The sequence below is a fragment of the Streptomyces sp. NPDC088194 genome (assembly GCF_040702025.1).
GTDB lineage: Bacteria > Actinomycetota > Actinomycetes > Streptomycetales > Streptomycetaceae > Actinacidiphila.
The window spans coordinates 23,843-31,120 of sequence record NZ_JBFBIV010000094.1 but is presented as its reverse complement, the minus strand read 5'-3'; the positions used below and the strand labels follow the sequence as shown (position 1 = coordinate 31,120).

The 7,278-nt window shown below is 72.9% G+C and carries 6 protein-coding genes and 1 pseudogene; 6 read left to right on the top strand and 1 reads right to left on the bottom strand.

Annotated elements, in window-relative coordinates:
- Positions 1–91: 91 nt before the first annotated feature.
- A pseudogene (locus tag AB0399_RS33770) lies at positions 92–952 on the bottom strand (YhjD/YihY/BrkB family envelope integrity protein); the annotation flags it as partial.
- A gap of 18 nt (positions 953–970) precedes the next feature.
- Here AB0399_RS33770 and AB0399_RS33765 point away from each other — a divergent pair.
- The 6 genes from AB0399_RS33765 to AB0399_RS33740 all read left to right on the top strand — a co-directional run bounded on the left by AB0399_RS33765 (position 971) and on the right by AB0399_RS33740 (position 7,226).
- Complete coding sequence (locus AB0399_RS33765; RefSeq protein ID WP_366413878.1) at positions 971–2,626, top strand: acyl-CoA dehydrogenase family protein; 1,656 nt, start codon at positions 971–973, stop codon at positions 2,624–2,626.
- A gap of 344 nt (positions 2,627–2,970) precedes the next feature.
- The gene (locus AB0399_RS33760) at positions 2,971–4,245 is read left to right on the top strand and encodes a GAF domain-containing protein (RefSeq protein WP_366413877.1); all 1,275 of its coding nucleotides are present in this window, start codon (positions 2,971–2,973) and stop codon (positions 4,243–4,245) included.
- 99 nt (positions 4,246–4,344) lie between these two features.
- Complete coding sequence (locus AB0399_RS33755; protein ID WP_322899662.1) at positions 4,345–4,428, top strand: putative leader peptide; 84 nt, start codon at positions 4,345–4,347, stop codon at positions 4,426–4,428.
- A 184-nt stretch (positions 4,429–4,612) separates the two neighbouring features.
- Entirely contained in the window at positions 4,613–6,337 is a 1,725-nt protein-coding gene (locus tag AB0399_RS33750) for a nitrite/sulfite reductase (RefSeq protein WP_329363777.1), read from the top strand.
- On the top strand, positions 6,334–6,525 hold the full coding sequence (locus AB0399_RS33745; RefSeq protein WP_329363779.1) for a hypothetical protein: 192 nt from the start codon (positions 6,334–6,336) through the stop codon (positions 6,523–6,525). The genes AB0399_RS33750 and AB0399_RS33745 overlap by 4 nt, the downstream gene beginning before the upstream one ends.
- The gene (locus AB0399_RS33740; RefSeq protein ID WP_366413876.1) at positions 6,522–7,226 is read left to right on the top strand and encodes a phosphoadenylyl-sulfate reductase; all 705 of its coding nucleotides are present in this window, start codon (positions 6,522–6,524) and stop codon (positions 7,224–7,226) included. Before AB0399_RS33745 ends, AB0399_RS33740 begins: the two co-directional genes overlap by 4 nt.
- Positions 7,227–7,278 lie beyond the last annotated feature (52 nt).

Sequence of the window (7,278 nt, the reverse complement as noted above, 5' to 3'; positions counted from 1 at the left end):
CGGCCGTACCGTCCGTACGGCCTGCGGTCTCCGCCTTCGCTCACCAGCCTGCGCGCGTCCGCGCACCGGATGAAGGCCCGGCTCAACCAGGGACCGCGAACGCGGACACACCTATCCACAGCAGCACCGCGACGGGCGCGGCCAGCGAGCCGTAGATCGTGTGCCCCTCGACGGCGTGGGTGAGGTAGATCCGCAGCACGAAGCTGCCGAGCACCCACATCAGCAGGGCCACCAGCGCGCCGGGCACGTCCTCGTACCAGGGCGATCTGACCGGCACCGAGACGTGGTACAGCGTGGTGAGGAAGGCGATCGAGGCGAACAGCGCGGCCGGCCAGTACAGGATGTGCTCGGTCGCGCTGCCCCCGGGCAGGTACCGGGTCAGCGTGCCGGGCCCGACCACGACCAGTGGCAGCACGGCCGCGCCGACCAGCAGCGCGGCCACGTACAGCAGCAGGGACATCAGCCGGGTGCGGACGATGCCGCGGCGGCCCTCCAGGCCGTACATGATGGTGATGGTGTCGACGAAGACGTTGACGGCGCGGGAGCCCGACCACAGGGCGATCAGGAAGCCGATGGAGATCAGGTCCGGCCGGCGGCCGTGGAAGACGTCGTCCACCAGCGGCTTGACCAGCTGGTTGACGCCCTTGTCGGAGAGCACCGTCGAGGACGCCTTGAGGATGTTGTGCCGGATGTGGTCGATCGTGTCGAGGCCGACCACGGTGTCGACGTAGCCGAGCGCGCCGACCAGCCCGAGCAGCAGCGGCGGCAGCGACAGCAGCACGAAGAAGGCCGCCTCGGCGGCGAGTCCGGTGACGCGGTACTCCATGCAGGAGTCCACCGTGTCCTTGAGCAGCAGCCAGGCCATCCGGCGTTTGGAGACATTCCGGTACAGCGCGCGGGCCCTTCGCCACCGACCCGGACGCCGATGGCTTCTTTCGTCTGCTGCTTGCACCCCCTTACGTTAGCTGGCATGACTGCCCCCACTCACACGGTCACGAACCAGGTGCCGCCCCTGGTCGGCCATGACGTGTACAGCACCGACCGCGCGCTCGCCGAAGGTGTGGCGCGGCACGCGGACCCGGTGCGGCTGGCGGAGATCACCGACGAGTTGAGCGACCTCGGCAAGGCCGCGGGTTCCGCTCAGGCGCAGCGGTGGGGCGAGGAGGCGAACACCTGCACCCCAGTGCTGCGCACCCACGACCGGTACGGCAACCGGATCGACGAGGTGGACTTCCATCCGGCCTGGCACCGGCTGCTGGGCCACGCGGTCTCCTCGGGCCTGACCGACGCCTGGTCGCGGCCCCAGGGCCATCTGCGGCGGGCCGCGGGCTTCATGGTGTGGACGCAGGCCGAGGCCGGGCACGGCTGCCCGGTGTCGATGACGCACGCCGCGGTGCCCGCGCTGCGCGCCGACCCGGAGCTGGCCGCCGAGTGGGAGCCGCGGCTCGGCTCGCACGTCTACGACCACCGGCTGGTCGCCCCCGGGCAGAAGCCGGGCGCGCTGTTCGGGATGGGCATGACCGAGAAGCAGGGCGGCTCCGACGTCCGCTCGAACACCACCACCGCGCAGCCGCTCGCGGAGGACGGCAGTTACACCCTCACCGGCCACAAGTGGTTCTGCTCGGCGCCGATGTCGGACGGCTTCCTGGTGCTGGCGCAGGTGCCGGCGCCGGACCGGGACCAGGACCGGCTGACCTGCTTCCTGGTGCCGCGGGTGCTGGCCGACGGCACCCGCAACGTCTTCGCGATCCAGCGGCTGAAGGACAAGCTCGGCAACCGCTCCAACGCCTCCTCCGAGGTGGAGTTCGCCGGCACCTGGGCACGCCGGGTCGGCGAGGAGGGCCGCGGGATCGCCACGATCATCGAGATGGTGGCTGCCACCCGGCTGGACTGCGCGCTGGGTTCGGCCGCGCTGATGCGGCAGGCGGTCGCGCAGGCGGTGCACCACGCCACCTACCGCAGCGCGTTCGGCGGACCGCTGATCGACAAGCCGCTGATGCGCAACGTCCTGGCCGACCTGGCGCTGGAGTCGGAGGCGGCCACCACCGCGGTGCTGCGGCTGGCGGCGGCGTACGACGCGGACACCCCGCGCGAACGCGCGCTGCGCCGGCTCGCGGTGGCGGTCACCAAGTTCTGGGTCACCAAGCGGTGCCCGTCGGTGGCCGTCGAGGCGCTGGAGTGCCTGGGCGGCAACGGCTACGTGGAGGAGTCCGGCATGCCGCGGATCTTCCGGGAGTCGCCGCTGAACTCGGTGTGGGAGGGCTCCGGGAACGTGCAGGCGCTCGACGTGCTGCGGGTGCTCCAGCGCGAGCCGCAGGCGGTGGACGCCTTCCTCGCGGAGATCGGGCTCGCGCACGGCGCGGACCACCGGCTGGACGCCGCGGTGAAGGACCTGCTCTCCGACCTCGCCGACCTGGAGGGCATCGAGTCGCGGGCCCGGCGGGTCGTGGAGCGGATGGCGCTGGTCTTCCAGGGCTCGCTGCTGGTGCGGTTCGCGCCCGCGCCGGTGGCCGACGCGTTCTGCGCGTCGCGGCTGGGCCGGGACTGGGGCGCGACGTTCGGCACGCTGCCGCGCTCGGTCGATCTGGCGGCGCTGGTGGACCGGGCCAGGCCGGTGGAGGGGTGAGGGTGACCGGGGAGCCGCCCGGGGAGTAGGGACCCCCGCGACGGCGCCTGCGAAGCAAGGGAGGGCACCCGCGAGGACACCCGGGCGGGCGCCGGTCCGGCCGGTGGGGGTGGCACCGCGCCGACTCGGCACCACCCCCAGTACACGGCCCGTACCCGACGGGGCTCCACCGACCGCGAGTTGGACCTGTGCAGGGTCGGTGACGTGCCGTCACTGTCGGTCGAATTCGCGTAGGCTCGCAACCGTTGCAGAAGGTTGCACGCGGCCCCGGTGCGCCCCGGTGGCCGCGGCTACGCGGGCGCACCGACCACCGGAACACGGCAACGGGGCTGAGCGGGGGCGAGATGGCACACCTTCGGATCGGTGCGGTGCGGTCGGCCGGCACCGGCGAGCGGACCTCGGAGCGCCTGCTGGCGTCGGCACGGGAGGCCGCCCTTGCCGGTCAGGCGCCGTGCACGGCGCCGCGCACGGTGATCGGCGAGTCGTGGACGCGGATGCTGCGGCTGGGCGTGGACCCCGACACCGGAGAGCCCGACCGCATCCTGAGCACCGACGACGTCGAGCAGCGCCGGCAGTCCACCCCGCTCGCGGACATCCTGCCGAGCCTGCGCGACGGCCTGGTGTCGGTCGCGAACGCGGACCGGCACATCATGGTGGTCACCGACGCCGAGGGCCGGGTGCTGTGGCGCGACGGCAACCTCGCGCTCAGCAAGAGCGCCGACCGGCTGGGCTTCGCCGAGGGCGCGTCCTGGGCCGAGGGCTCGGTGGGCACCAACGCGATCGGCACCGCGCTGGTCACCCGTACCCCGTTGCAAGTGCACTCGGCCGAGCACTTCGTCCGCACCCTGCACCACTGGACCTGCGCGGCCGCGCCGCTGCACGACCCGCGCGACGGCCGGCTGCTGGGCGTGGTGGACGTGAGCGGTCCCGCCACCCGGGCCCATCCCAGCACGCTGGCACTGGTGTCGGCGGTCGCCCGGGTCGCGGAGGGCGAACTGCGGGCGCGGCACTGGGAGGCGGTGGAGCGGCTGCGGTCGGTGGCGGCGCCGCTGCTGACCCGGATCTCCGGGCAGGCGCTGGCCGTGGACCGGAACGGGTGGACGGCGGCGGTGACCGGGATGGCCGGCCCGGACCGGGTCACGCTGCCCGCGGAGGTACGGCCCGGGCAGGCGTGGCTGCCGGCGCTGGGGCTGTGCGAGCTGGACCCGCTGCCGGGCGGCTGGCTGATCCGGGTGAGCGCGCGGGAGCGGCCGGTGGCCGGGAACCGCGTGGTGCTCGACGTGAGCGGGGCGCAGGGCAGCGAGGTGACCGTGCACGGCCCGGCCGGCGGCTGGACGCAGCAGCTCAGCCCGCGCCATGCCGAGCTGCTGTTCGTGCTGGCGCTGCACCCGGGCGGGCGCAGCGCGGCGCAGCTCGCCGCGGACCTCTTCGGCGACCCGAGCCGTACGGTGACCGTCCGCGCGGAGATGTCGCGGCTGCGCCGCACCCTCGCGGGCGTGCTGGCGCACCGGCCGTATCGTTTCGCCGACGGGGTGCGCGTGGAGGTGCTGCGGCCGGTCCGCGAGGCGGAGCTGCTCCCCCACTCGCTGGCCCCGGCGGTGCTCGCGGAGCGGGGGTGAGCGGTCCGCGAGGCAAGCGGTGCCCACTATTCGGGATGAAGTGGTCCACATCGTGGATGTCGGTGGACTGGCCGAATACCTGCGTGCCACGCTTTCGTCATGTCACGCACTGGAATCGCCTTGGTAGGTCGGCCGCACGTCGACTTCTGCCGCGTGTCCAGCGCCATCTGTCCGGCGGGCTGAGCACCTAGCGGCGCGTACCGCGCCGACCCCGCCGTCCCCGCCGTCGTGGATGCGCGAGAGCCGCCTGCCGTGATCGGGTGAGCCGTGATGCCCTGCGCCCGCGCAGGCCCCGGGTCAGCCCGTGCCGCATGCCGCCCCGCGCCGCACCGACCCGTATACACGCCTGCCCGAAGGACGCATCGCCATGGCTTCCAGCCCCGACTCCCCCCAGCCCCCGGCCGGGAGCGCCGCTCCGAACGCCGCCGCCGCCCGCCGCAGGACCGGACGGCACCGCGGTGAAGGCCAGTGGGCGATGGGCCACTTCACGCCGCTGAACGCCAACGAGCAGTCCAAGAAGGACGACGACGGTCTCAACGTACGGACCCGGATCGAGACGATCTACGCGCACCGCGGCTTCGACTCGATCGACGGTTCCGACCTGCGCGGGCGGATGCGCTGGTGGGGCCTGTACACCCAGCGCCGGCCCGGGATCGACGGCGGCCGCACCGCTGTGCTGGAGCCGGAGGAGCTGGACGACAGCTTCTTCATGATGCGGGTGCGGATCGACGGCGGCCGGCTGACCGTGGCCCAACTGCGGGTGATCGGCGAGATCTCGCAGGAGTTCGCCCGCGGCACCGCCGACCTCACCGACCGGCAGAACATCCAGTACCACTGGATCAGGATCGAGGACGTGCCGGAGATCTGGCGCCGGCTGGAGGCCGTGGGCCTGTCCACCACCGAGGCGTGCGGCGACGTGCCGCGGGTCATCCTCGGCTCCCCCGTCGCGGGCATCGCCGAGGACGAGATCATCGACGGCACCCCCGCGATCGACGAGATCCACGAGCGGTACATCGGCACCAAGGAGTTCTCCAACCTGCCGCGCAAGTTCAAGACCGCGATCTCCGGCTCCCCGCTGCTCGACGTGGTGCACGAGATCAACGACATCGCGTTCGTCGGCGTGGACCACCCCGAGCACGGCCCCGGCTTCGACCTGTGGGTCGGCGGCGGGCTGTCCACCAACCCCAAGCTGGGCGTGCGGCTCGGCGCGTGGGTGCCGCTGGGCGAGGTGCCCGACGTGTGGGCCGGGGTGATCGGCATCTTCCGCGACTACGGCTACCGGCGGCTGCGCGGCCGCGCCCGGCTGAAGTTCCTCGTCGCGGACTGGGGCGCGGAGAAGTTCCGCCAGGTGCTCCAGGACGAGTACCTCAAGCGGCCGCTGCTGGACGGCCCCGGGCCCGAGCAGCCGGCGCAGGTGTGGCGCGACCACATCGGCGTGCACCGGCAGAAGGACGGCCGGTACTACGTCGGCTTCGCGCCGCGGGTCGGCCGGGTCGACGGCGCCACCCTGACGAAGATCGCCGAACTCGCCGGCGCGCACGGCTCGGACCGGCTGCGCACCACCACCGACCAGAAGCTGATCGTGCTGGACGTCGAGGAGGACCAGGTCGCGTCGCTGACCGCCGGGCTCGAAGCGCTCGACCTCCAGGTCGCGCCCTCGCCCTTCCGGCGCGGCACCATGGCCTGCACCGGCATCGAGTTCTGCAAGCTGGCGATCGTGGAGACGAAGGCGCGCGGCGCCTCGCTGATCGACGAACTCGAGCGGCGGCTGCCGGACTTCGACGAGCCGATCGCGATCAACATCAACGGCTGCCCCAACTCCTGCGCCCGTATCCAGACCGCGGACATCGGGCTCAAGGGCCAGCTCGTCACCGACGCCGACGGCAACCAGGTCGAGGGCTACCAGGTGCACCTCGGCGGCGGCCTCGGCCTCGACCCGGGCTTCGGCCGCAAGGTCCGCGGCCTGAAGGTCACCGCCACCGAACTGCCCGACTACGTCGAGCGCGTGCTGGGCCGCTTCCAGGCCGGGCGCACCGACGGCGAGCGCTTCGCCCAGTGGGCGGCCAGAGCGTCGGAGGAGGAGCTGTCGTGACGGAGCGAGCCGCGCCGTTCTACTGCCCCTACTGCGGCGACGAGGACCTGCGCCCCTCGGAACAGGGGCACGGCTCGTGGGAATGCCGGGCCTGCAACCGCGCATTCCAGTTGAAGTTCCTCGGCCTGCTCGCCGAGGGCTTCAAGGGACCTTCCCCGCACGGCTCTTCCGACGGAGGCGCACCGTGACCACCGCACCGCACACCGCGCAGGACCTGGAGCGGCTGGCCGAACAGGCCGGCCGCGACCTGGAGGAGGCGTCCGCACTCGACGTGCTGCGCTGGGCCGCCGACACCTTCGGCCGCCGCTTCTGCGTCACCTCCTCGATGGAGGACGCCGTCGTCGCGCACCTGGCCTCGCGCGCCATGCCCGGCGTGGACGTCGTCTTCCTCGACACCGGCTACCACTTCCCGGAGACCATCGGCACCCGGGACGCCGTGGACGCCGTCATGGACGTGAACGTGATCACGCTCACCCCGGCGCAGACCGTCGCCGAGCAGGACGCGCAGTACGGCGCGAAGCTGCACGACCGCGACCCCGACCTGTGCTGCGCGCTGCGCAAGGTCGCCCCCCTGGAGGCGGGCCTGCGCGGCTACGACGCGTGGGCCACCGGGCTGCGCCGCGACGAGTCCCCGACCCGCGCGGGCACCCCGGTGGTCGGTTGGGACGCCAAGCGCCGAAAGGTGAAGATCGCCCCGATCGCCCGATGGACACAGGAAGACGTGGAAACATACGTCGCTCAGCACGGGGTTCTCACCAACCCGCTGCTGATGGACGGCTATGCCTCGGTGGGCTGCGCCCCCTGCACCCGCCGGGTGCTGGAGGGCGAGGACGCCAGGTCGGGCCGGTGGGCCGGGCTCGGCAAGACCGAGTGCGGCATCCACCTGTGAACACACCGGTGAACGCTGTGCGCACGCCCCCGGACGCGGCTGCCCGCAGCCG